Annotated in this window: 18 protein-coding genes; 10 read left to right on the top strand and 8 right to left on the bottom strand. The window is 67.8% G+C overall.

Annotated elements, in window-relative coordinates; translation table 11 throughout:
- Positions 1–59: 59 nt before the first annotated feature.
- From G6O54_RS04825 to G6O54_RS04800, 6 genes are all read left to right on the top strand, one after another.
- Positions 60–1,349 carry an alpha/beta hydrolase gene (locus G6O54_RS04825; RefSeq protein WP_165220876.1) on the top strand — a complete coding sequence of 430 codons (1,290 nt, stop codon included), beginning with the start codon at positions 60–62 and terminating at the stop codon, positions 1,347–1,349.
- Between the two features lie 116 nt (positions 1,350–1,465).
- Entirely contained in the window at positions 1,466–2,947 is a 1,482-nt protein-coding gene (locus G6O54_RS04820) for a peptide MFS transporter (RefSeq protein ID WP_165220873.1), read from the top strand.
- A gap of 40 nt (positions 2,948–2,987) precedes the next feature.
- A complete protein-coding gene (locus G6O54_RS04815; RefSeq protein WP_250846720.1) occupies positions 2,988–5,066 on the top strand; it encodes a S9 family peptidase in 2,079 nt (692 codons plus the stop codon).
- Between the two features lie 76 nt (positions 5,067–5,142).
- On the top strand, positions 5,143–5,466 hold the full coding sequence (locus G6O54_RS04810; protein ID WP_165220870.1) for a DUF983 domain-containing protein: 324 nt from the start codon (positions 5,143–5,145) through the stop codon (positions 5,464–5,466).
- Positions 5,463–5,843, top strand: coding sequence for a DUF983 domain-containing protein (locus G6O54_RS04805; protein WP_165220867.1), 381 nt, complete (start codon positions 5,463–5,465; stop codon positions 5,841–5,843). The genes G6O54_RS04810 and G6O54_RS04805 overlap by 4 nt, the downstream gene beginning before the upstream one ends.
- 13 nt (positions 5,844–5,856) lie before the next feature.
- Positions 5,857–7,509, top strand: a complete 1,653-nt coding sequence (locus tag G6O54_RS04800; protein WP_165220864.1) for a formate--tetrahydrofolate ligase — start codon at positions 5,857–5,859, stop codon at positions 7,507–7,509.
- Between the two features lie 29 nt (positions 7,510–7,538).
- On the opposite strand, the gene G6O54_RS04795 is transcribed toward G6O54_RS04800, so the two are convergent.
- From G6O54_RS04795 to G6O54_RS04785, 3 genes are all read right to left on the bottom strand, one after another.
- Positions 7,539–9,233: a redoxin domain-containing protein gene (locus G6O54_RS04795; RefSeq protein ID WP_165220861.1), complete on the bottom strand. Its 1,695-nt coding sequence runs from the start codon at positions 9,231–9,233 to the stop codon at positions 7,539–7,541.
- Between the two features lie 423 nt (positions 9,234–9,656).
- Positions 9,657–10,490, bottom strand: a complete 834-nt coding sequence (locus G6O54_RS04790; RefSeq protein WP_250846719.1) for a SirB1 family protein — start codon at positions 10,488–10,490, stop codon at positions 9,657–9,659.
- A gap of 13 nt (positions 10,491–10,503) precedes the next feature.
- A complete protein-coding gene (locus G6O54_RS04785; protein WP_165220858.1) occupies positions 10,504–11,400 on the bottom strand; it encodes a DMT family transporter in 897 nt (298 codons plus the stop codon).
- A gap of 132 nt (positions 11,401–11,532) precedes the next feature.
- On the opposite strand from G6O54_RS04785, the gene G6O54_RS04780 reads away from it, so the two are divergent.
- Entirely contained in the window at positions 11,533–15,381 is a 3,849-nt protein-coding gene (locus G6O54_RS04780; RefSeq protein ID WP_165220855.1) for a DPP IV N-terminal domain-containing protein, read from the top strand.
- A gap of 22 nt (positions 15,382–15,403) precedes the next feature.
- On the opposite strand, the gene G6O54_RS04775 is transcribed toward G6O54_RS04780, so the two are convergent.
- Positions 15,404–15,901, bottom strand: coding sequence for a MaoC/PaaZ C-terminal domain-containing protein (locus tag G6O54_RS04775; RefSeq protein WP_165220852.1), 498 nt, complete (start codon positions 15,899–15,901; stop codon positions 15,404–15,406).
- A gap of 271 nt (positions 15,902–16,172) precedes the next feature.
- Here G6O54_RS04775 and G6O54_RS04770 point away from each other — a divergent pair, with 271 nt between their 5' ends.
- The 3 genes from G6O54_RS04770 to G6O54_RS04760 all read left to right on the top strand — a co-directional run bounded on the left by G6O54_RS04770 (position 16,173) and on the right by G6O54_RS04760 (position 18,243).
- Positions 16,173–16,826, top strand: coding sequence for an ANTAR domain-containing response regulator (locus G6O54_RS04770; RefSeq protein ID WP_165220849.1), 654 nt, complete (start codon positions 16,173–16,175; stop codon positions 16,824–16,826).
- Positions 16,827–17,091: 265 nt separating this feature from the next.
- Positions 17,092–17,349 carry a hypothetical protein gene (locus G6O54_RS04765; protein WP_250846718.1) on the top strand — a complete coding sequence of 86 codons (258 nt, stop codon included), beginning with the start codon at positions 17,092–17,094 and terminating at the stop codon, positions 17,347–17,349.
- 108 nt (positions 17,350–17,457) lie between these two features.
- Positions 17,458–18,243, top strand: coding sequence for a sensor histidine kinase (locus G6O54_RS04760; protein ID WP_165220846.1), 786 nt, complete (start codon positions 17,458–17,460; stop codon positions 18,241–18,243).
- A gap of 231 nt (positions 18,244–18,474) precedes the next feature.
- Here G6O54_RS04760 and G6O54_RS04755 read toward each other — a convergent pair whose 3' ends face one another.
- The 4 genes from G6O54_RS04755 to G6O54_RS04740 form a co-directional block, all read right to left on the bottom strand.
- Positions 18,475–19,212 (bottom strand): sensor histidine kinase, encoded by a 738-nt coding sequence (locus tag G6O54_RS04755; RefSeq protein ID WP_165220843.1) that lies wholly within the window; start codon positions 19,210–19,212, stop codon positions 18,475–18,477.
- Positions 19,213–19,343: 131 nt separating this feature from the next.
- A complete protein-coding gene (locus tag G6O54_RS04750; RefSeq protein WP_165220840.1) occupies positions 19,344–20,576 on the bottom strand; it encodes an NPCBM/NEW2 domain-containing protein in 1,233 nt (410 codons plus the stop codon).
- A gap of 74 nt (positions 20,577–20,650) precedes the next feature.
- The gene (locus G6O54_RS04745) at positions 20,651–21,772 is read right to left on the bottom strand and encodes a prenyltransferase/squalene oxidase repeat-containing protein (RefSeq protein WP_250846717.1); all 1,122 of its coding nucleotides are present in this window, start codon (positions 21,770–21,772) and stop codon (positions 20,651–20,653) included.
- A 3-nt stretch (positions 21,773–21,775) separates the two neighbouring features.
- Entirely contained in the window at positions 21,776–22,795 is a 1,020-nt protein-coding gene (locus G6O54_RS04740) for a hypothetical protein (RefSeq protein ID WP_165220838.1), read from the bottom strand.

Below are 22,795 nucleotides of genomic sequence, written 5' to 3'. Positions count from 1 at the left end.
AGCGAGAGGGGCGGGACGTGCCCGCGCCGAGCGTTCGCCGCGGCCCCGGTTGAACAACGATGAACCCCCCTGCCCTGTTCCGGACGGCGCCGATCCTGGCGACCCTGCTCATGAGCCTTGCCCCCGCATCCGGCGCCGAGAGGACGATCCGCGTGCCGCTGGACCCGAAGGGTCGGTTGCCGATCGCCGAGATCGTCTCCGCGCTCGGCGAGGCCGCGGGCGTGGAGATCGATCGCCCGGCGGTGGACCTGGCCCTGCCAACCCAGGGGATCGGCGGCTCGCTCACGAGAACCCTCCTTACCGAATGCCTGGGCGCCGACGTCGCGATCGCGTTCCGATCCGGCGCCGTCGATCTCAGGGTGGACGAGCAAGCCCTGGGCGAGGCCCATCGGGCCGAGTGGAGGACTCGCCTCGAGGACCTCTCCTCGCGGAGCATCCAGGCCAGCCGCCGGAAGCAGTATTACGGGATGTCCGCCCGCCCGTCCTATCGTCCCAACGATCCGGCGCATCCGACGGTCTGCCTCGTCCACGGCCTGAATTCGTCATCGGGCGGGTATGTCCACCTGATTCCCCACCTGGAGAGCCAGGGCTACGGGGTTGTCGTCCACGACTACCCGTTCAACCAGCCGCTCGACGACTCCTGCGCCCAGTTCAGCCGCGACTTGCAGGCGTTCCGGGACAAGGCCGGCGAGAAGCAGCCCTGGGCCGTGCTGGCCCATTCGATGGGGGCACTCGTGGCGCGGTCCTACGTGGAGGGTCCGGGGCGCGACAAGGGGGATGTCTCGTCGTTGATCCTGGTCGCGCCGGTGAACCAGGGGGCGCACGTCGCGCGGGTGCAGCCGCTCTTCCAGACGATCTCGAGCCTGTTCGCGATCAACGGCGGGCAGACGAGCCGGGCGCTTTCCCAGCTCTCCGACGGCATCGGCCAGGCGGCCGACGACATGCTGCCGGGGAGCGCGTTCCTGAGGAAGATCAACGCGGCGGAGCGGAATCCCGCGGTCCGCTACCACATCGTCGCCGGCAGCGCCGGGCTCGTCTCCGCGACGGTGCACGGCCAGGCCAGGGACCGACTGGACGCCATGGCCCGCGACGCCGGGATCTTCGGCGTCGTCAGCCGGGTGGCCTCGCGCGACCTGTCGGCCGTGCTCGATGAGATTTCGGACGACACGGGCGATGGTTGCGTGGCCATCGAGCGGACCCGGCTTAACGGGGTGGACGACCACGTCGTCGTCCGGGCCAACCACGCGGAGCTGATCCGGGCGCCGGTCCTCTTCGCCGACGACGGCCCGGTGCCGTGCATGCCGCACGTCCTCCGCTGGCTTGAGGCGGACATGAAGCCCCGCCCCTGAACCGGACCGGACGCCGTCCAGCCTCGAACTCCGAGGCTCGCGATGGGCTTGGGTTTGTGTCGACGATTGAGTAATCTGGTGCCACCCAGCGAGGAACGGCAACCAGAGGACTAGACATGTCGCAACCGGCGAGCGTCGCGGACGGGGAAGTTGGTACGGCTTCCGGCAAGGAACGGCACCCCTGGGGCCTCTATGCCCTCTTCGCGACCGAGATGTGGGAACGCTTCGGTTTCTACACGGCCGCCGCGATCATGACGCTCTATCTCCAGCGCGGAGGCTTCGGCTGGACGCGAGAGCACGCCACCAACCTCTGGTCGTACTACCTGATGTTCGTCTACCTGACCCCGCTCGTGGGAGGCTGGCTGGCGGACCGATACCTCGGATATCGCCGCAGCGTCCTGATCGGTGGCGTCTTCTTCGTGCTGGGTTACGCGCTCCTGGGCCGAGGGGCCATCGAGACCTATTATCCCGCGCTGGCGCTGATCTTCGCGGGCAACGGCTTCTTCAAGCCGAACATCTCGACCATGGTCGGCAACCTCTACCCGGCGGGGAGCCGGTTGAAGGACTCGGCCTACAACATCTTCTACATGGGGATCAACGTCGGGGCCCTGCTCGCCCCGATCGTGGCCGAGGTCCTCTTGCAGACGATCGCCGGGAACGAGGTGCTGGAGCTGGCCAAGAAGGGGCCGCTGACCGATCCGGCCCAGGCCGCGGCCTTGCGGAGCGCGTTCCTCGCGGCCTTCAACGCCGCGGCCATCGGGATGACCATCGGCACGATCCTGTTCGCGGTCCTCTACAAGAAGCTCGCGATCGTGGAGCGGCATCACTCGGCACCAGATCGGCCGTCGGCGGAGATGGCCCTCTCGGAGGACCTCGCCCCGGTGTCGGAGGTTTCCGAGCTCGACAAGGTCCCGGAGAAGAACCGGATCCTTGCCCTGATCACCGTCTACGGCATCGTGATCGTCTTCTGGATGGTCTTCCATCAAAACGGGAGCACGATGACCTACTGGGCCGACGAGAACACGGACTGGAAGGTCTCCGGCGTGGTCTCGAATTCCATCAACGCGTTCTGGATCGTGACCCTCACGCTCCCGCTGGTCGCCTTCTGGGGCTGGCTGAACCGTCGGGGCCTGGAGCCGTCGACCCCCGTGAAGATGCTCTTCGGCATGCTGCTGACGAGCCTGGCATTCTTCATCCTCTACATCGCGGCGAAGCTGGGCGGCGACCAGACCTTCCTGACCGACCAGGCGGGCAATTTGCTGAGGGACGCCAAGGGGGGCTTCCTGGTGGAGCAGCATCGCGTCTCTCCGGCCTGGCTCATCTCCGCCTACATGGTCATCTCGCTGGGCGAGCTGATGCTCAGCCCGATGGGCCTCTCGCTCGTCTCCAAGGTGGCCCCGGTCCGGATGCGCGGGCTGATGATGGGGGGCTGGTTCGTCGCCACCGCGATCGGCAACAAGCTGACGGCCATCGGGATGTTCTGGGATCCCTGGTATCACTCGTCCTTCTGGCTGCTCTGCTGCCTCTGCGCACTCGGGATGTCGGTCGTCCTCCTGGTCCTGCTCAGGCCCCTGAAACGTGCCATGCCCGGCGTCTGACCCCACCATGGTCTTTCACCGTTCGTGAGGATCTGATTTCATGCAAATGGATCGATGCGGATCGATCGTGCGTCTCACGTCATCCCTGACGGTCGCGCTGATCATCACCCTTGCCCAAGGATTCGCCATGGCTGGAGGCCGGCCCCTGACCATCGACGACCTGCTCGCCGTCAAGGGGGTCGCCGATCCCCAGATCTCGCCGGACGGCGACTCCGTGGTCTACGTCGTCTCCGAGCTCGACCGGGCGACGGACAAGACCAACAGCAGCCTCTGGCTGGTGCCCGCGGCGGGGGGCGAGCCCCGGCAACTGACGACGTCGCCGGGGACGAACAACCAGCCGCGATGGAGCCCCGACGGCAAGACGATCGCGTTCGTCTCCGGCCGGGGGGGCTCGTCGCAGGTCTGGCTGCTGCCGGTGGCCGACGGCGGCGAGGCCCGGCAACTGACGAAGCTGCCGATCGACGTCTCCGGCCCGATCTGGTCGCCGAAGGGGGACCGCATCGCCTTCACGGCCGAGGTCTTCCCCGGGCTCTCGCCCGAGCAGACCGCCGCCAAGGACAAGGAGAAGGGCGAGGCCAAGAGCAAGGTCCGGACCTATGACCGCCTGATGATCCGCCACTGGAACGCCTGGGACGAAGGGAAACGGAGCCATCTCTTCGTCGCCGACGCGGCGACCGGCGTCGCGCGCGACCTGACCCCCAAGCTCGAGGTCAACACGCCCCCCGGCCCGTTCGGCGGCTCCGAGGGCTACGCCTGGTCGCCCGACGGCAAGGAGCTGGCCTTCACGGCCGAGCCCCTCAAGGACGGCGCCTGGTCGACCAACAGCGACATCTGGGTGATCCCCGCGGACGGCGGCGAGCCGAAGAACGTGACGGCCTCGAACCCGGGCGCCGACGCCCAGCCGGCGTACTCTCCGGACGGCCTCTGGCTCTCGTTCGTCAGCCAGGCGAGGGCCGGCTTCGAGGCCGACCTCTGGGTCCTGAAGGCCTGGAAGCGCGACGGCAGCGAGACCCTGGACGTCAGCTCGTACCTGGACCGATCCGTGCAGTCGTACGCGTGGAGGAACGCCACCTCGATCGCGGCCGTGATCGACAGCCAGGGGACCGAGCCCGTGGTCGTCTTCCGCCTCCGCGAGCCGGCCGAGAGCCGGGACCGGATGACGGGCCGGCCGGTGACCGGTGGGGTGAGCAACTCCCTCTCGATCGGCCCCGAGGCGACCCGGATGGCCTTCATCCATCATGCGGCGAACGTGCCCGCCGAGGTCTACCTCTTCGAGGAGGGCAAGCCCAAGGCCTCTGCCCTGACGTCGCACAACGCCGCGCTCGTCTCGCAGCTCGACCTGCCGGCCGCGGAGTCGTTCACGTTCGAGGGGGCCGATCGCGACAAGGTCCAGGGCTGGCTCATCCGCCCCCCCGGATTCGATCCCAAGAAGAACTACCCGGTCGTCTTCCTGATCCACGGCGGTCCCCAGGGGGCCTGGCACGACGAGTGGCACGGCCGATGGAACTACCAGTCCTTCGCCGCTCCGGGCTACGTCGTCGTTGCCATCAACCCACGCGGATCGACCGGCTTCGGCCAGAGGTTCACCGACCAGATCAGCCGGGACTGGACCGGCAAGGTCTACGAGGACCTCATGAAGGGGCTCGATCACGCGCTGGAACATTACCCGTTCCTGGACCGGACGAAGGTCGCCGCGGCCGGGGGCTCTTACGGCGGATTCATGGTCAATTGGATCTGCGGGCACACCGACCGGTTCAAGGCCCTGATCAGCCACGCCGGCGTCTTCGACCTGGTGAGCATGTACGGGACGACGGAGGAGCTCTGGTTCCCCGAGTGGGAATACGGCGGCTTCCCGTGGGACCGGGCGGAGCATTACCGGGAACGGTCGCCGAGCACCTACGCCCGCAACTTCCGGACGCCGACCCTGGTGATCCACGGGGCGCTCGACTTCCGGGTCCCGGACGCCCAGGGACTGGGGATGTTCACCTGCCTCCAGCGGCTGGGCGTGCCGAGCCGTTACGTCTGGTTCCCCGACGAGGGGCACTGGATCGCCAAGCCGCAGAACCGCATCGTCTGGTGGAGAGAGGTCCACGACTGGCTGGCTCATTACCTGAAGTAGGTCACGGCGCGTGAAGAAGCACGTCCTCAGGACCCGAACGCTGCTCCGACGCGGCTGCCCGCGATGCGGCCGGTGCATGTTCTCGGGCTTGCTCTCCATGCCCGTGAACTGCCACGGCTGCCGCTTCCTGTTCGACCGGGGGGAGGCGGGTTACTTCACCGGGGCCATGTCGCTGGGATCGGTGATTTGCTTCCCGCTCGTGGTCTTTCTCCTGGCGCTGGTCCATTGGATCTTTCCGAACTGGTCGCTGATGGCGGCGACGGCGGCGGCGGGCTGCCTCTGCCTCTCGCTGACGCCCTGGATCTGGCAGTTCTCGCGGACGTTCTGGATCCACCTGGACCACTCGGTCGATCCGGTGGACCGCGGGTTCCGCGGGCCCCACGCCAGGCGGCGGCGATGAGATATCTCTTCGACTTACCGACCCTCCTCCGTCGAGGCTGCCCGTTCTGCGGGCACCGGATCTTCGCCGGGCCGTTGTCGATGCACGAGAATTGTCCCGGTTGCGGCCACGACTTCGATCGCGGCCAGCCGGGGTACTTCACCGGCGCCATGTACGTCAGCTATGCTCTGGCGGTGCCGTTCATCACGCTCCTGACCGGGATCGAGTACCTGTTCCTGCGGGACTGGTCGCTCTTCCGGCTGGTCCTCCTGGCGTGGGTGCTCTGCGTGCCGCTCATCCCCTGGTTCTGGCAGTATTCCCGGACGCTCTGGATCCACTTCGATCAGTGGGTCGATCCCGTCGACCGACCGGATTCCGACCCTCATTCCACCCCCTGAGGATGCCCCGCACATGGCTCGCAACGTCGAACACGGACTCCGGCCGATCGGGGACGTGGCCCGCGACCTGGACCTCTCCGAGAGCTTCCTCGAGCCCTACGGCCGCGACAAGGCGAAGGTCCGGCTCGAGGCGGCGGCGGCCGTGGGACGAAAGCCCGGCAAGCTCATCCTGGTCTCGGCGATCACGCCGACGCCGGCCGGCGAGGGGAAGACCACCACGTCGATCGGCCTGGCGCAGGGGCTGCGGCGGATCGGCAAGCGGGTCGCGCTGGCGCTCCGGCAGCCCTCGATGGGCCCGGTCTTCGGCCGCAAGGGGGGGGCCACCGGCGGCGGCGCCAGCCGGGTCGAGCCGTCGAACACCATCAACCTCCAGTTCACGGGGGACTTCCACGCGATCACCGCGGCCCACAACCTGCTCGCGGCGGCGATCGACAACCGGATCCACTTCCGCGACACCGAGATCGACCCGACCAAGGTGATGTGGAAGCGGGTGCTCGACATGAACGATCGGGCCCTGCGTCAGATCGTCCTCGGCCTGGGCGGCCGGGCCCAGGGGATCCCGCGTGAGAGCGGTTTCGACATCACCGCCGCCAGTGAGGTGATGGCGATCCTCTGCCTGGCCGACTCCCGAGAGGACCTCCGGCGGCGGCTCGACCGGATCCTGATCGGCTACACAAAGGGGGGCGAGCCCATCCACGCCAAGGATCTCCGGGTGGTCGGCTCCATGGCCGCGATCCTCAACGAGGCGATCCTGCCGAACCTGGTCCAGTCGACCGAATCGGTGCCGGCGTTCGTCCACGGCGGCCCGTTCGCGAACATCGCCCACGGCTGCAATTCGGTCGTCGCCACCAAGATGGCGCTCGGCCTGGCGGACTACGCGGTCACCGAGGCGGGCTTCGCCTTTGACCTGGGGGGCGAGAAGTTCTTCGACCTCAAGTGCCGGACGGCGGGGCTCAACCCGGCCGCCGTCGTGATCGTGGCCACGATCCGGGCCCTCAAGATGCACGGCGGCGTGGCGCTCGCCTCGACGAGCGAGCCGAATCCCGAGGCCGTCGAGCGCGGGCTCGTGAACCTGGCGGCGCATCTCGACAGCGCCAGCTTCTTCGGCAAGCCGATCGTGGTCGCGATCAACCAGTTCGGGACCGACACCGCGGACGAGCTCGCGGTGGTCCACGCATACTGCCACGATCGCGGCGTCGCCTGCGCCACGGCGAACATCTTCGGCGAGGGGGGTGGCGGCGCGATCGAGCTCGCGGAGAAGGTGGTCGCGGCGGCGAGCGCCCCGGAGGTACCTCTCAAGAGCGTCTACGAGCTCGACTGGCCCGCGGAGAAGAAGATCGAGGAGATCAGCCGCGTCATGTATGGTGCGGCCGGGGTGAGCATCCAGCAGATGGCCGAGTCGAAGCTGAAGAAGGCCCAGAAGCTGGGCTACGGCAACCTGCCGATCTGCATGGCCAAGACGCAGGACTCGCTCTCGGACAATCCCAAGCTCAGGGGCCGTCCCAAGGGGTTCACCGTCCACGTCCGGGACATCGAGATCGCCGCCGGCGCCGGCTTCCTGGTGGCCCTGACGGGCGAGCTCGTGCGGATGCCGGGCCTCCCCGAGCGGCCCGCCGCCGAGCGGATCGACGTCGACGCGGAGGGGCGGATCACGGGGCTGTCCTGAGGTCGGGGCCGTGGGAAGACACCCACCGATCACCGCGACGGCTGCGACGCGGGCCCGACGAGCTGCTTGTCCGGCCCGTCCAGGTTCCAGGGGACCGGGAGGCCGAGGCTCCGGTAGATGAAGCGATCCATGCGGGCGAGGGACTGCTCGTTGGCCCCCTGCTCTCTGCGAATGATCCGACCCTGGCGATCGACGAGGATCATCGTCGGCATGTAATGCACGTCGAGGGCCTCCTGGACCGGGCACGAGCCGTCCATGGTCGTGACCAGCACCGGGTAGCCGATCTTGAGGCGTTGTGCCGCCTCGGCGACCTTGGCGGCGCGGACCTTGGCGGGCGTCCCCTCGCAGGCGATGCCGATCACCTGCACCCGCTTCCCTCCGAGGACCTTCTGGATGTCGTTCAGGTGTGGGATCGCCGTGAAGCAGGGCTTGCAGGTCGTCCCCCAGAAGTCGAGGAGGATGAGATCCGCATCGAAGTCGCGGAGCGATACCATCCGCCCCTGGAGGTCCGGGAGACAGAAGTCTCGGAGCCGATTCTCGGTCGGGTCGAAATCGCACGAGACTCCCTTCGGAGCCGGACGCGCCGCCGCGGCCACCGGCGTGACGGGCCGACTCGGTGCACTCGCCGTCGGCCGGGGCGTTCCGGCGGTCCGGAGCAGCGTCTCGTCGAGCGGTATGGCCTGCTTCCGGAGCGAGATCTCTCCCCACGTGGGGCGTGAGCTGGTCACCGCGTCCGAAGCGGACCGCGAGGGGCGGGGGGGGAGGCTGGCGACCACCTCCGACTCCTCCGCCGGCGGGGCGGCGATCGACGGGAGCGGCCCCGCCCGCCTGATCGTGCTCCTCCTGGGACCGACACCCGGCGCCTGGGCAAGCAGCTCGCGAGCGGGAACGGGCGCCGGCGATACCTGCGCCGGGGCGCCCTGGTCGGCGACGAGCTCGCGCGGAAGCGGATGAGGATTCGGCCCGTCCGGAGTGGATGGCTCGGCTCGGCCGGCGTTCCAGTCCGGCTCGGCCGCGAAGCTGCTCACGACCTGCTTCTCGTTGCGGCTCTCCGCGACGAGATGGCCGGCCAGCTCCACGGACTCGTCCTGCCGGTTGGTCACTGAACCGGCCGCATCCGAGGTTCGATCGCGCGGGTCCAGGGCCGGAGGCAGCGGATTCACGTCGTCGCCCTCGCGGCCCGCCCCGGCGTCGCTCGGGCCGGACTCGACGTCGCTGGGAATGGAGAGGCGCGGCGAGCTGCGCGGTTTCTTCCCGGGCTTCACGGCCTCCGCCTCCGGCGCCGGGGCGTCCAGGTCCTCGCGGCTGGTCCGAGGGGACGACGACTTCGGTTGGACCTCGTCGGCCTCGTCCTCCTGCTCCGATTCCTCCACGTTCGACGCGGGAGCGATGCTCGGACGAGCCGGCCTGACGGTCCTCCCTGTGGCCCCCTGATCGCCGGACGGGCCCTTCAGCGTGATCCGGACGTTGGACTGAGGCGCCTGGACCTCGGCCCGTCCCGACCGGGCCTGGCCGCGATCGTCCTCCGATTTGGCGACCACGGTGTAGCTCGAGCCGGCGCGGACTCCCCGGAGCGTGAAGGCCCCGGATCGGTCCGTGGTGGCCGTCACGGCCTTGCCGCCCGCCTCGCCGCCGACCGCGAGCCGCACGACCGCGTCCGGCACCGGCCTCCCCTGCTCGTCGTACACGCGGCCAGAGATTCGCGGCGTGCTACGTGTGGCCACGATTGGCTCGGATTCTCCGACTCGAACCGCGGAGTCGATCGTCCCTTCACGGATCGGGACGGGCTTCTCGCCCACCGAGGCGACCGTGTGGAAACCGTCATCGGGCCCGGTCCGAAGTCCTCCCATCTGGGAGCATCCGCAGGTCATGGCCGCGAAGACGAGAAGGCAGTATAAGCCCGGCTGAAGGCGCATGGATGAAAACACCTCCTCGTCGTGCCGGTCGCTCGGCGATTTCTTGAGATCCGTGCGGGCGATCATCCTGATCGCCTGTCACGATCGCGCGCCTGGTTCACTCTGGGTGGTCGTAATCCGTGGATGCACTCTCGGCGCGTCAGCGACGGCACTACTCGATCTGCATCGGCGAGATCCGCGGTCCGACTTGAGGAGAAATCAACCGCGATCCGGGTTCGTGCCGATTTCGAGTCAATTCCACCCGGCGATCACCCGCCTGGCGACGCTCAGCAGGGCGGCGACGTCTTCAAAGTCCTCCGCCGCCGGATTGGCGTTCAGGTATGCCTGGAGCGGGTCGATCGCCTCTCCCGGACGGTCGACGTGGATGCAGATCACCCCAAGGTCCCGGTGCTCGATGAAGCTCTCGTCATCGAGCGCGGCGAGTCGTCGCTGCACCGGGAGCGACGAGGCGTAGTCGCTCGTACCCAGGTAGATGGCCTTGAGATTCTGAAGCATCCGGGCGATGGTGACCCGCGGACTGCACGGAGCGAAGCCCTCCTCCGTCAGCACGACCGGAGTTCGCGTCCGGTCCTCCAGCCTGCGGAGGCAGCCGTCCCGATCGAGGAATTCGCCCCCCTGGAAGCAGTCGATGAAAAAGGCCCCTTCCCCGTCGCCATGGCGGAGCATGAAATGGGCCGGGAAATTGACGCCGTCCAGTCGCACGCCGAGCCGTTCCGCGAGGCTGGCATAGAGGATCGACAGGGAGATCGGGATGCCCAGCTTCCGATCCATGACCTCGTTGAGGTAGCTGTTCCTGGGGTCGAAGTAGTTCTCCTGATTGGCCCGGTAGGCGTCTTCCGTGAACATCGCCCAGTTGACCTGGCCGAGCAGCTTCCTGGGCCTGGCCCCCGGTTCGCATCGGGGCCGGATCCGGTCGGCGAGCCCGTCGATCCGCGCGAGATAGGCCTCGATGTCGAGCCCGGGATAGGCGTCTCCAGCGATCTCGAGGGCGATGCGGGCCAGCGACGGACGGGACTCTCCATCGAGCAACTTCCGGAACTCCGGGCTCTGGTCGAAGCGTCTCACGATGCGAGGCTCCCTATCCTGTCGGGTCGGTCCGCTCCTCCCGGATCCGGCCCCTTCGGACGGTGATCCAGGCCGTGGGACCCAGCACGAGGAAGAAGCCGGCGAGAGTGACGGGTCCGAGGACTCGGCCGTCGATCACGATGTCGAACATCATGCCGAAGACGACCTGCGTCAAGCTCAGTACGGCCACTCGTGAAGGGACGCCCGCCGCGTAGGCCATGGTCAGGAAGATCTGGCCGACGGTCCCCGAGACCCCGACTCCCAGGAGCATCAGCGCCGTGAGCGGGTCCACGTCGAGGAGGCCGGAGAGCTTGCCGTGGAAGGGAGCCCAGGCCAGCAGGACCAGGCTCGCCAGCCCGGAGAAATGGGCGACGACCGCCCGGGGATCCACCTGCCGAAGCCGGTGGAGGCCCATCATCGCGATGGCGGTCGTGACCGAGGCGACCAGGGCCACGGGCACCGCGCCGTTGGCCGCGGCCGAGACGTGCGGCTGCTGGATGAGGGCCACGCCCGCGATCCCGCTCACCACGCATGCCAGGTCGAGGAGGATCTCCCGGCGAGGCGTCCCTGCCATCGACATCAGGACGATCCAAAGCGGATACATGTTCGTGAGCGTGAGCACGTCGGCGACCGGGAGTCTCGACAGGGCGTAGAACGTGCAGATCAGGCTGACGGTGCCCGCGGTGCTACGCAGCCAGAGGGTCCTGGGCTTGAGGAAGACCAGCCTCTGACCGGCGAGGATCGCCATCGAGGCCGACATGGTGAACGAGCAGATGATCCGCACCAGCGCGACGAGCAGCCAATCGCAGCGGGGGGCCACCCCGTGCGTGAGCGCCCCCATTGTCGCGAAGCAGAAGGCCGCGGCGATCATCCAGACGGCGGGTCGGGGAGGGCCGGGTTCAACGGTCATGATCGACGCCGATCCGTGCCCTGCTACGCTCGCAATCGCGGGCCATGTCGATTAGTCTGGTTGGGCCGAACTGACGAATTCGACTCGCTACGTGGCTGGTCATCGCGGCCTGGCTTGGGTGGAGGGGTCTACATGTTCTCTTCGATCGGACTCGCGCTCGTCGTCCTCTCCATCGTCGCAGATTCACCGCCTGAAGTCGATTCCCTCCAGACCGTCGCCGAGCGGAGCGGCTATCGCGCGACCGCCCGACACGGGGAAGTCGTGGCACTCTGCGAGGCGCTGGCGAAGCGGCACCCCGAGGCGGCCCACCTGACCGAGCTGGGTCGATCCGCCGAGGGTCGCAGCCTGCCGCTCCTCATCCTGGCGGATCCGCCCGTGAAAACGGCCGTCGAGGCGGAGCGGTCCGGCAAGCTCGTGGTCCTGGCGATCGGCAACATCCACGGCGGCGAGGTCTGCGGCAAGGAAGCCCTCCCGATGCTCGCCCGCGAGATCCTCGAGACGCCCCACCACCCGCTCCTGAAGAACCTGATCATCGCCTTCGCCCCCATCTACAACGCCGACGGCAACGAGCGGGTCTCGAAGGACAATCGCCCCGGACAGGTCGGCCCCGAGGAAGGGATGGGGCAGCGAGCCAACGCGCGGGGACTGGACCTCAACCGCGACTTCGTCAAGCTCCAGGCCCCGGAGACGCGGGCCCTCGTCGAGTTCTTCAACACCTGGAAGCCTCAGCTTTTCATCGACACGCACACCACGAACGGGTCCTATCACCGGTTCACGATCACCTTTGAGGGGCCCAGGAACCCGGCCGGCGATCCGTCGGTCATCGCCTACAGCCGCGACAAGTTCCTGCCCCAGGTCTCCGAGGCGTTCGAGAAGAAGTCGGGACTCCACGCCTATTACTATGGGAACTTCGATCGCGGCCGGACGAAGTGGACCAGCTACGGCGCCGAGGCGCGCTACGGCGTGACCTACGCCGGGCTTCGGAATCGGCTTTCGGTGCTCTCCGAGGCGTACGCTTACGCCCCCTACAAGGATCGCGTCCTCGCCACCCGCGACTTCGTCCGCGCCTGCCTCGAAAAGGCCGCGGCCAGCAAGGACGAGATCCTCCAGCTCATCCGCGCGGCGGACCGCCGCCTGGGATCGGGCTCGAATCGCCCCGAGGCCGTGGCGATCCGCTCCGAGGCCAGGCCGCTCCCGAATCCCAGGCCGATCCTCGGCTTCGAGGAGCGGACCGACGACGGCCGACGAGTGAAGACCGACAAGCCGAAGGACTACGCCATCCCCATCTACCACGACTTCGCCCCGACGGAGAGCGTGGTCAAGCCCTACGCGTACGTCCTGCTGCCGGGATACCCGGAGGCCCTGGCCACGCTCCAGCGGCACGGGCTCGAGATCCAGGAGCTGCGGGAGGACATCGAGCTCGACGTCGAGACCTATCGCGTGGACGACGTGTCCAAGCCGGGTGCCAACGGTTGGGACAGGCTCGACGTGGTCGAGCTCAAGGTCACGCCGCGGAAGGAGAGCCGGCGGGTGCCGGCCGGGAGCTTCCTCGTCCGGACTCGTCAGCCCCTGGGCAACCTCGCGGTCTATCTGCTGGAGCCCCGGTCCGAGGACGGCCTGGGTACCTGGAAATTCTTCGACGGCCTCAAGGCGGGACAGGACTTCCCCGTCGTCCGGCTCCCCCAATCGGCTCCCATCACGGTGACGACGCCCGAGCCGCCGCCGGAGAAGCGGAAGCGGAATCAGCCCATCACGTTCGAGATGTCCCGGGGGACTCGCGGGGCCGGCACGCTCTCCGGGTCGCCGGTCTCGGTCACCTGGCTGGACCGCACGCACTGGCTCCAGTATCGCGACGGACGGCAGCACGTGGTGGAGGCCTCGACGGGCCGCTCGCGACCCTTCGTCGACGACGCGGCCCTGGTGACGTCGCTGATGAAGCTCCCCGGGATCGACGAGGAAACCGCCCGGGGGATCGCACGCGGGACCTCCGTCGACGCCGGACGTAATCCGTCGTTCGACATGGACTCGGGCCACCGCGGCTTCCTCTTCGAGCACAAGGACGACCTCTACTATGCGACGCTCGACGGCAAGACGGCCGTCCGGCTGACCGACCAGCCCGGTAAGGAGGAATACGCCGAGTTCAGCCCCGACGGCCGATCCGTGGCCTTCATCCGCGGCTTCGACCTCTACGTCGTGGACGTGGACAACCCGAAGGAGCGTGCCCTGACGACGGGCGGGAGCGACCTGGTCCGGCATGGCATCGCCGACTGGGTGTACTTCGAGGAGATCTACAACCGTCGATGGCCCGGCTTCTGGTGGAGCCCGGACTCGAAGCGGATCGCCCTCATGGAGTACGACGATACCCCGGTCGGCACGCTGACGATGATCAACGACACGTACAGCCCCCGGAAGGTGGAGCAGAACCGCTACCCTCGCTCCGGCGAGCCGAATCCCAAGGTCCGCCTGGGCGTGGTCGACGCCCTCGGCGGCGCGGTTCGCTGGGCGGACCTCTCGGGATACTCGAGCGATGCCTTCCTGATCAGCCGCGTCGGCTGGTGGCCCGACGGCGGCGCGTACTACGCGTGCATACAGGATCGGATCCAGACCTGGCTCGACCTGGTCAAGGTCCCGGCGGGCGACCCCGCACCGAAGCCGACGCGACTCTTCCGGGACGCGACGAAGGCCTGGATCGCCGACCCCGAGCCGCTCTCGTTCCTCGGCGACGGCTCGTTCCTTTGGCAGAGCGAACGCGACGGCTGGAAGCACCTGTACCAGTACGCGGCGGACGGGACGTGCCGGCGTCAGGTCACCTCGGGCGAGTGGGAGGTCCGCTCGCTGATCGAGACGAACCCTCGCACCGACTGGATCTATTTCACGGCCACGAAGGACAGCCCGACCTCGCTGAACCTCTACCGCAAGACGCTGGACGGCCCGATCGAGAGGCTGACGCCGGGCGCCGGGAGCCATACGGTATCCGTCAGCCCCGACGGCAACCTGTTCGTCGATACCTGGTCGAACCTGGAGACCCCGTCCAAGGTTCGGCTTCATTCCGTCGCGGGCGACCTGGTCCGGGTCGTCGACAACGATCCGGCGCATCGGCTCAAGGAGTTCCGATTCGCCCCCCGCGAGCGGATCCAGGTCAAGACGAAGGACGGGGCGGTCCTGGAGGGGTTGCTCACGCTGCCCCCCGACCTCGACCCCTCGAAGACGTACCCGGTCTGGTTCATGACCTACGGCGGGCCCCACACCCCGATGGTCACCGACGGTTGGCTCGGCGGCCGGATGTGGGACCAGGCGCTCGCCACGGAGGGTTTCATCGTCTTCCACGCGGATCCCCGCAGCGCCAGCGGCAAGGGGGCCACGTCGGCCTGGAAGGCCTACCGACAGCTCGGCGTCCGGGAGCTGGAGGACATCAAGGAGGCGATCGCCTGGCTCAAGCAACGCCCCTACGTCGACGGCGCCCGGATCGGCATGGCGGGGCACAGCTACGGCGGTTACATGACGTCCTACGCCATGACCCATTCCGACCTGTTCGCGGCCGGCATCGCCGGTGCACCGGTCACGGACTGGCATGATTACGACTCGATCTACACCGAGCGGTTCATGGGCCTGCCGCAGGACAACCCGGATGGCTACGACAAAAGCTCCGTGGTCAAGGCCGCCCGGAACCTCCACGGCAAGCTGCTCATCATCCACGGCGTGGTGGACGACAATGTCTCGGTGCGAAACTCGCTCCGCCTGATCGAGGCCCTTCAGGCGGCGAACAAGGACTTCGAGCTGATGATCTATCCGGGCTCCCGCCACGGGATCTTCAGCCCGCACTACAACCGGCTCCAGGTCGACTTCATCCGTCGGACCCTCGGTGGTGGCCCGCGGCCATCCGGCTCCGATTCGCCCTCGTCCTCGGGGCCGCGTCCGGTGACGGCCGAGAGGGCGCCGGGCTCGCCGCCGGACGGGCACGGGGCCGGGGCCGGGCGATGAAGGAGGGCGGGCCGCCGGGGACCTAACCGGGTCGGTTCGCCTCGTCGCCCTCGGAGGCACGGGGGCGTTCCTTGCCCTTGACGAGGGTCCGGGTTTGGCCTTCCTGGACGACCTTGCCTTCCTGGTTGAGGACCTGCCGGTTCCAGGTGACGATGCCCCGTCGCCCCCGGGCCTGGATCTCGATCCCGGCGACTCGCGAGACGACGAGGATGGTGTCGCCGAAATGGACGGGGAGCAAGAATCGCCAGTCCTGGATCCCGAGGAAGGCGAGGGTCTGCACCCGGGGGGCCTGGCTGGCGAGGCCGGTGGCGATCGCCATGCCGAGCAGCCCGTGGGCGACCCGGCGGCCGAATGGCCCCTTCCCCGCCTCGATATGATTGCAGTGGAGGGCGTTGTAATCTCCCGAGAGGCCGGCGAAGATCACCACGTCCGTTTCCGTGACCGTGCGACCGGGGCTTTGCCATTCATCGCCGACGCTGAGTTGCTCGACCGTGAGCGGTTCGGTGATAATTCGGGCCAAGGAGATCGGACCCCTGTCGAAAGAAGGATCGGGAATTCGTCTAATTTGCTGAGGATTGGAATGCGAATTGAAGTAGGCTGGTCGAGGTGGGATTCTGACCGGGCCTCGGGCGGGTGTCAAGGTATCGCTTGACCCCTGGCCCACGGTTGATCGAACATGATCTCGCAGTGACGAGGGGGGACGGCGAGGACCAAGGCCGTCCCGTCCTTCGCCGAAGCAGGCGGGCGCACGCGGCGGCCGATCGAAGTTGCAAGAGGAAGGGACCACGGCGATGCCACGCTCCTATCGATTTGTGATCGCGGACGACGAGAAATCCGTCGCGGCGGGCCTCCAGGATCAACTGGAGTCGCTCGGCTATGACGTCGTTGCGGTGGTGAACGACGGGCAGAGGGCCGTCGAGATGTGCCGGAGGGCGCTCCCGGATGCCGTGTTCCTCGACATCGAAATGCCCGGGATGGACGGCCTGGCCGCGGCGCGGCAGATCGCCGAGGATCCGGGCACGCCGGTCATCATCATCACGGCCCACGGCCACCCCAACCTGATCGATCAGGCCGTCGAGGACGGCGTGGTCTCCTACCTGCTGAAGCCCATGACCAACCAGGGGCTGCACGCGGCCATCGAGGTCGCGGTCGCACGGGCCCGGGAGATCCAGGCGCTCCAGGAAAACGTCGATCACCTCAAGATGACCCTGCGTGAGCGAAAGCTGATCGAAAGGGCGAAGGGGATCCTCATGTCCCGCCGCCACCTCAACGAGAACGAGGCGTTCCGCCTGCTCCAGCGTCAGAGCCAGGACCGGCGAATCCCCATGGCCAAGCTCGCCGAGTCGATCATCCAGACCGACGAGCTCCTCGAGGCCCCGCAAACGGGGACCGTCACCCCCCGGCCGCTCCGTCGGCCCGGCTCGGACCTGCCGACCGAGGAATAGCGTTTGACATCGGCGATCTCGCGAGTGTAGGCTGACGTTTGCTCTGTTCCGGCGGGTCGCATCGATGCCTCCGGCTCGACGGCCCTCCCGGACGGAGTGGCGTACGCCGCCGAAGATTGGGAACAAGGATGGATCGAGGATGCCTCGTGCGGCATCCCCGTACCCAACAACCGGTCCGTTGCCGAGACTCATCCGACCTCCCAGTCCGCTCCGGCATCCGCGTGAGTTTCCGACCCGATCAATCCGATCTTCGCGGGAGCTTCGCATGCCCCTACACCTTGCCACCTCGGAAGCGGCTCGCCTTGCCGGCTGGGGGCCGCTGGATGTCGCGCGCTACATCGAAGGCCACGTGAACCGCGTCGCCAACGGCCGAATTCGCGACCTCCATGTTTCCTACTCGGAGGACCGGATCGTCCTCCAGGGCCGATCGCGGACCTACCATGTCAAGCAGCTTGCCCATCAGGCCGTCCTCGACCTGACCGACGGCCATCCCCTCCTCGCCAACCAGATCATCGTGTCCTGAGGGGCCGGGCCTCCGGGCCGAGCCGACCTGGGATCACGATCGGACGTCTTGGCCGCCCCCGGAGCCGGCTCGAGGCGTCCCCGGATTTGGAGGACCGACGAATACGCCATGGACGTGCACCGAGATCCGACGCGAGCGGGCACCTCGATCCCGACCGCCGATCCCTCCGCCCTCGACAAGGATGAGCTCCGTTCGCTCCTCTCGAGCCTCAGCCACGAGCTCTGCCGTCCCCTGGTCTCGCTCCGCTCGGGCTTCGACCTGCTGATGGACGATTCCAAGTTCCAGGCGTCCCCCGAGCAACGCGTCCATCTCGTGAACATGCTCTCACTCTGCGACGACATGCTCCGGCTGGCGCGCGGTTATCTCGACTATGCCTCGCTCATCAACGGCGCCCGCGCCCCGTCGATGGGGACCTTCTCGCTCGGGGCGATCGTCGCCGAGATCGACCGGCAGTTCCGCGACGAGGCCCGCGGCAAGGGCCTGACCTGGTCGGCCGTCGTGACGTCTCCGGACGCCTCCGTCGCCACCGATGCCTCGCTCTGCCAGAGGATCTTCGGCAATCTCGCCTCCAACGCCATCAAGTACACGCCCGCCGGCGGCCATGTCGAGGTCAGGGGCACGCTCCGCGGCGAGGATTGGCTCGTCAGCGTCTCGGACGACGGTCCCGGCATCCCGGAAGACTCCCTGATCCGCGTCTTCGATCCGTTCTATCGCCTGGCCCGGGATGAACATTCTCGGATCGAAGGCAACGGCCTGGGCCTCACGATCTGCCGCGAGCTCACGGAGCGACTGGGAGGTCGGATCGAGATCTCGTCCTTCGAAGGCGAGGGGACCACGGTCCGTGCCAGCTTCCCGATCTCGGCCCCGACGACCGCTTGTGTCGCCGTCAAGTAGTCGAGGAACTCCGGCGGTGGCGCGGTGAGGATGGGTATGGCCACGCCGGCGCTCTGATCCCCAATCGTGCGCCACGTATTCGGGCTAGCACCTTGTCAGAAGTTGATTTTCGGCTTGCAGGACAGGCAAGAATGCCTGTCCTCCGAGATCTCCGACACGCCTCGATTTGAACCCGGGGGAAACGCATTCCTGCCTGTCCCGCAACCCGAATTCTGGGTGTTCGACAAAGCGCTAGGCTTCGCCCATGGAAGGGGCGAGCAGGCGGATCGTGGTGCCGACCCCCGGTTCGCCCTCGAGCGACAGACTGCCGCGGTGCCGTCGCCAGATCCCGCGGGCGATCGTGAGGCCGATCCCTCGGCGCTCCGGATGGGTCGTGTAGAAGGGCTCCGTGGCGTGCTCCATGACTTCCGGCGCCATCCCGGAGCCGTCGTCCCGGAGCTCCACGACGAGCCAGTTCCTGGGTGCCGGGCGGCTGGAAAGGGCGATCGTCCCGCGCCCCTCCGGCATGGCGTCGACGCAGTTCCCGATCAGGAGCCGGAACATGGTCCTGAGCAGGCCCGGTTGGGTCAGGATCCGGGGCACAGGCGACAGATCAAGCTTCCATTCCGCATTGGGAGCGAGGGCCGGCCCCTCCTCGTCGATGAACCTGGCGATCCAGACATCCAGGCTGACCTCCTCGACGGGGACGATCGGCTGATCGAAGCCGAGCGCGGTGAGGTCATGGCTGATCTCGATGAGCTTCCGGGTGATCGCCGAGGCGTCGAGCGCGGTCCGGACGATCGTCTCGACGCGGTCGCGAATCTCCAGAGAGCCCGATCCCGATCCCGAGGCCGCCCCCAGCGTCCTCAGGATCTCACCCTGGCTCACGACGGTGCTCAGGGCATTGATGACGTGGTGGCCCACCGCCGAGCAGAGATGCCCCAGGAGCGGCTTCAGTTCACGATTCTCCATGGCCCCGTCGGGGAGCATCTCGCTTATTCTCCGGAGAGGGTCGCCGCAGGTCGAGCGAGCGTACGGATCCAGGTGGGTTGGTTACGGTGAGGAATCTCGTGGACGCCTCCGCGCCCGCAGGCCGTTGACCTCATCCCCGTCCGGCCTCCTCATCGAATAATACGCGCCTCGACCCAGTCGGCAATGTCCCGGACGTCCCCACGGTCGCCGAACTCGGTCGCCAGTATGAGCACTTTCGCCCCGGAGACATCCACGTCGATGATGCACGGATCATCACGTGCTGCCATGGGCTGAGATGTGAAACGGACCTGCCCGTCGGCGTAGACCTTGAAGACGATGTTCCCGAGCGGCCCGGCGGAGTCATCCACGCCGACGAGCGCCTGGAACCTCCGGTCCTCGGGCCTCAGCTTGAAGGCTAGCAACGTCCGACTCTGGGTGCCGATGCCGCGCTCGTACGTCTTCCCCTGGAGCTGGAAGCGGCGGCCCTCCGCCGTGCGGTCCGCCCGGTAGGGCCGGGTCTGGCCCACGTAGGATACGTAGCTCTCCTTGTCGGGCTTGATCTCGGACAGATAGGCGACGCGGTCCGTCCTGGGGACGATCTGGACCAACTCCGAGGCGGGGATCCGGATCGCCTGGCCGAATCGGGTCGAGCCGAGGATGTGGCCCTTCTCGAGTCGGGCACCGATGACCCCGAGGCGGGAGCCGTCGGCGATGGAGATCTCCAGGTAGTCGGACGCCGGCCGCGGATACCCCACGACGGCCGGATCGAATCCGACCCCGATCACGCCGGTCCGATCGACCTCCACGGCCTTGCCGTCGACCTGAATCCGGATCGAGCGGTCATCCATCCCGAGGAATCCGCCGCTCAATCGATCGCCGTTGGCCAGCCAGACGACCTCGGACGATCGAGGCTCTTCGCGCACCAGATACCACAACCGGTCGAACGGATCGGGCTCCGCGGGAGAGGCCAGGATCAGCCCCAGGATGGTGTCGAGCGGGATCGACATCTTGCCGAGCGACGATCGCGACTGCACGTCCAGGCTGGTCTCCGTGGTCGCCCCCACGACCACGCGCATGATTCGGTCCCCCCCCGGCAGGAGGACATGGGAGCCGTCGGTGGACTGGGGCGGCGGGAGCGGATCGCGGGTCAGCTTGACGACCTCGCGGTACGGGATCTCTCTCCCCGCGCCTTCCCCCGACGAGAGCTCGATCCCCTTCGGGGTGAGTCCGGTCAGACGCCCTGCGAGTTTCTTGCCGTCGACGCCGACGCCCACCAGGCTGGGAGCGGAGGGGTCGTCGGCGGCCGCCGCCGCGGGCCCGGAGAGGCGGCAGGAGATCAGCGCGATGACGACGATCATCGCCGCCCCGCGCAGGGGGTTCATGCCGATCGTCGAGGGTCGTCCGGGGGAACACCTCGTCGCGCGAACGAGACGCATGCTCACGTCGCCCTCACAAGTCAACGCTGGAAGATGGGTAGGTAATTGTTGGGGATCTGGAGGATGATCAGGGCCATCGCCGTGCCGTACTCGTTGCAGATGGTGTCCGGCCAGAATCCGGCCGGAGACTGGCGGTGGATCAGCTCGTTGCGGATGGCCGGGAACCACTCGTTCCACTCCTCGCCGCCCCGGATCCAGAGGGCCTGGGCCGCGTAGTAGTGGCCGTAGAAGTAGTGATTGAACTGGCTGGCGGACTTGATCTCCCGCATGTATCCCCTGAGATAGGAGATCCCGTCGCGGATCTCCTTGCTGTCGTACTCCCCCGCGCTCTGGAGTGCGACCACGCCCGCGGCCGACCGCGGGAACGCGCTGGTCCCCCCCTGGAGCATGTATCGGAATCCGCCGTCGGCGTTCTGGGCCTGCTTGACGTACCGGATGCAGGCATCGACCGTCTCCTTGGGGACATACAGGCCGGCGTTCCGCGCGGCCCGCAGCGCGTTGATCTGGCAGATGGTGACCGAGATGTCCGCGTCATTTCGGACCGGCTGGTAGCGCCACCCCCCCTCGTTGTTCTGGGTGTCGATGATCAGGCGGACCGCCTTCTGGAGCTTCTCTCGGATCTCTGGGCGATGGGTCATGCCGTAGGCTTCGGCCAGGAAGAGCGTGCCGAATCCGTGCGAATACATGGGGCCGTGGGTCGACGAGGAGGCGACCGAGATGAAGCCGCTGGGCGAGGTGTTCTCCAGGACGTAGGCGAGGGCCTTGTCGATCTGGGTCCCGTAGGGTCCCCGGCCCGGGGTCGATCCGGCGGACATGAAGGCGAGGCCGGCCAGGCTGGTGACGGCGATGTTGCCGCGGTACGTGGCCGTGCCGAACGACCCGTCCGCGTTCTGGGCCTTGGCCAGCCAGGCGAGCGCGTTCTGGATCGCGCGATCGGCCTCCGGGGTCAGGATCTCCGCCGTCCCCTCCGGGACGTCACCACGCCTCGATTCGCCGAAACCGCCGACCGACTTCGGCTTCGGATTGGGCTGGGCCCCGGCATTCCCCGCCAGGGCCATCAGCGCCAGGAAGGCCGCGACACGCCACCCGGCGGCCGGCCGCGGGGCCGACTTCCATCCTGCCAATCGAGTCCCCGGTCCCATGGCTCATTCTCCTCTGACCAGCTTCTGCTTGGCGACGGAGAGGTAGTATCGGCGGATCATGTCGACCTTGGTGGAGAGGGCTTCTTCCTTGAAGACGTTGTCCATCTCCTGGCGGAGCTCCGCGGGGAGGTGCCCCCAGACGTCCTTGCCGCCGGCCATGGCGTGGCGATCCGAGGGCTTGAGCGACTTCTGGAGCGGTGCGCCGCCGGGATTCGTCCCGGGCTCCTGGCCGGGCTTCTGGCCCCCCGGCTGCGACTGCGGCTGCTGCTGCTGGACCATGCGCATCGACTTCGAGCTCGACGACCCGGATTGCTTCATCTGCTCGATCAGCGTCTCGATCTTCTTGACGATTTCCTTCTGCTTGGCCTGGGTCTCGCCGCCCGTCTCCGGCTTGCCGAGTCGCTGTTCGACCTCGCGCATCTGCTTGATGATCTCCGACGTCGGGCCGCTCCCGCCGGAATCATCTCGCTTCTTCTTGCGCCGGATGCCCGCGAATTCCTCGAGCTTCTCGTCGAGCTCCCTGTCCTTCCCCGCGAGGCCACCGGCCCCGGGTCCCGGGGGCTCGTCCTTCCCCTTCCCGCCGCCCGGAGGCCCCGGCTCGCCCCCCTTCCCGCCGCCCCCGGGCTGTCGCTCCTCGGGGGCGGGTTCGTCCTTGGTCTCGCCCAGCTTCTCGAGCAGGTCGTCGATGTCCTTGTCCTTCCCGGAGACCTCCTCCCCGGCCGGCTTCGGCGGGGCAGGCTTCCCGCCCGGGTTGGCCCCGGCACCGGCACCGGCCCCCTCGGGCTTGCCCTTGGGCGCTTCCTTGCCCTTGGCCTGGGACGGATCGGGCTTCGAGGGCTTCGGTTCGGCCGGAGCGTCCTTGCGGTCGGCCTCCTTGAGGTCCTTGAGGAGGTCGTCGAGGGCTTCATCCCGGGGCTTCGCGGCGGGCTCCTGGGCCCTCGCCGGGAATCCCGGCGAGAACAGGACGACGAGCGCGACGGCGAGGATCCCGAGCATCCTCATCGGGCGGCGGTCACGGATCAT

The organism is Aquisphaera insulae, from assembly GCF_011064615.1.
Taxonomy (GTDB): domain Bacteria; phylum Planctomycetota; class Planctomycetia; order Isosphaerales; family Isosphaeraceae; genus Aquisphaera; species Aquisphaera insulae.
Note: the sequence above shows the minus strand (reverse complement) of the source record. Positions and strands in the feature narration are given on the sequence as shown.